The organism is Gilliamella sp. B2923, from assembly GCF_026536565.1.
GTDB lineage: Bacteria > Pseudomonadota > Gammaproteobacteria > Enterobacterales > Orbaceae > Gilliamella.
In genome coordinates, this window is the sequence record NZ_JAFNNZ010000032.1 from 1 (window position 1) to 2,881 (window position 2,881).

Genomic DNA, 2,881 nt, shown 5'->3' on the forward strand with positions numbered 1-2,881 from the left:
TAAAGCAAGGTGTGCAGTTCGATATTGAAGCGACATTTGAACAATTAAAAGCATTAAGCCCCAGCAATAATGAATTTCAAATTTTTATTAAAGAGATGCTTCTGCTCATTTTTTCAAAATTTATCAAGAATATTTCGCCTATTCACTTTGATTGCATTACGTATTTCTTGAGAATCAAAGATCCAAAAATTACTTTTAGCGGGCTCTTTGCCGAAGGAGTAATGAAATATATTTATAGCCACTACAAGACTCGCTCTGAATCAATCCATAGTCTGGCGGAACAATATCTTACCGATTATTCGGTACAAATGGTAAATAAAATAGTTAACGCATTACAATGCATTGTGAATACTATCCGAGCAGGTGGCGAAGATAATATCCCAGCTTACAAATTACCGAATCAAATTAATGGTTTTTATATTACTTTTGATTATAAAAATCGGGGAATGGATAAATTTCTAGAAATAAATTCTTTAACATATAAATGCAATCAAAAAACATATTATTCAGAAAATATAAATGAGCTTGAATATGATCCGGAAAGTTATTGTGATCAAATAAATAATCAATATTTTTTTCCACTACTTGCCGAAAAACTCCAAAAAATGCTAAATGATGGTTTTTTTGATGGTATAACTGATAATTATTTTAACATTGTAGTTTGTCAAATAAACAATATCATTATTGAAACACCACTTGAACCAAACTATCGACAAACAAGGCTATTTGAGCTTGAAAGAGACCTAAAATATCTGGAGCAATCAGATGAATATGATGCAGATTTGTTAACTAATACTGTTGATAAATATTTTGCTTTTGATGGTATTGTAAGAAAACATGATACCGATAGAATTTTAGTGTTACTAAAAAAATATCTTTATTCGGGTGAAAAAGAGGCTGAATCGAAAGGACGTTCTCTGTTAAGGAAATACGAAGATTTTGATTATAACAAATGGCGTTTAGTTGATTTACAGTTTGAATGGGCAAATTTTGAATTTAAATATGCTGATATCTATATTAAAGACTTAGTTGATAAAGGATATGAGCCAGCAATTATTCAAAAACAAGCGTGGGAACAGCAGCTCATTAATGATTGCAAGCCAGAAAAAAAAGACGATTTAAGTAATCAATCAGAAACGGAGCGTTTTTATCATACTTTTTCTGAAAATGATATATTTTGTGAAACTGACACTATTATCGCCAGAGCCATGCCAACGGACGGTGAAATTTATTTACGCTTTAAACAAGAAAGCGAGCAGGCATATTCAGATGCACTTGATTATTTAAATGGCTTAATGAAAAAAGGTTATTCAAAAATATTTAAAGGGTATTGGCTTAGGATTTATTTTATTGCTAAACCAGAATACTATCCTGAATTAGCCAAGATTATTGAAGAATTTGAAACATTAGCCAGTGATTCACATGCCTTTTTCCGCAAAGCAGCGATGTACGAAAGTTTACATGATAAAATACGAGAATTTATTGAATTAACAATGGAGGTATCTCATTGTTGTTTAGATCTCCAAGATGAAGATAATTCTGTCGCTGGGACATTTGCTGCTATTGCCTTGGCGATGACGGATGTGAAACATATGGATATGGCAATTAAATTTGCGCTTGAGACCGACGATGAACACGATTTTTTTGCAAGTTATTTTGGTGGTGTTCTTGAAAAATATTGGGGTATTACGCCTGAAACAGCAGTTGCGATTGCATTATTGCAGTTAAGTCAACAAGATCCCCCTGATTTATCCAGTCAATTTTATAAAATACCGCAAAATCTTGCTGAGCTAGCTGATTATTTTAATAGCTGCGATTTCCCTTTTAAAAGTCGCAAAATTATTACCTTGGTAGAATGTCTTTGGGGAGATGGCAAATATAGCTTGAAGAAGTTAAAAAATTTGTTCAATCGTGCTACTGATCCTTTAGCAAAAGAGATTTATGCTGATTTTCATAATTTAGTTTTAGACGCTCTTGAGGAAGAAAGAGAAGATAGTGGTCAACCAATTATCTATAATCTCCCACCTAAATATGAAAGCGAATCTGAACCGTTAACAATAGTTGACCAAGATTTTATTGAAAATCCACCTTGTATCATTACACCATTGCAAGCTAAAAAGCGCGGGTTTGATGTTAGAGAATTGGAAACTTATGATTCCCCATGGAGAGCAGTAATTTTTGCGCCATTAACGATAACCAATCCCTACATTTTCGACGCTATTATCCAATTTCATAAAGTGCAAAATAACATAGGTGTCCGCTCTGTTATCATTTGGGGCACTGAACAAGCGTACTGTTTTGGTAAAAGGGTCGTGATTGATTTTAGTGGCACCCCTTATCAAGTGGGTATGGGAATTTATGGTAAAAACCAAGCTCAGCTAATTTATGGTGTAATGGATTTTGCCAAGATTGCTGTTGCAATGAACAAACAAGCGCCCGATAAAGAGAAGTTATACGCACTAAGAAAACAACACTATTACTTCGATAGTCCCAAAGGAAGCCCAAACATTGATAAATCCAAGCCCGGTATAATGTATTTGGATGAAGCTTTAGTCGCCGGAATTTTTAATGATAATAATTATCGGGCAATCAAACAGCTTGAAAAAATCACCTCGGATATGGGCGAAGTCTATGATGCCTCACTGCTGTTTATGGCATATATGCAGCAGAAAAAACTAGATTATGCATTGGAGAGACTGGAAAGAAAACTCGATACTACTGAACTAAAAAAGGTATACCAAACAGCACAAAAACGCCTGCCACAATATCAAGAATACTGGCAGGAAAAGTTAGCAAAATTATAAAAAATAAAATCATAAAAAGGGGCTTATGCCCCAATAAACAGGATAAATTCAAATTATTCTGATAAATATAAAAAATT

1 protein-coding gene is annotated in these 2,881 nt (G+C 33.5%); it reads left to right on the forward strand.

The window, feature by feature from the left end; all coding sequences use genetic code 11:
- Positions 1–2,804, forward strand: a 2,804-nt coding sequence (locus J3U42_RS12130) for a DUF6138 family protein (RefSeq protein ID WP_267336592.1), incomplete at its 5' end; no start/stop codon positions are given.
- Positions 2,805–2,881: the final 77 nt, after the last annotated feature.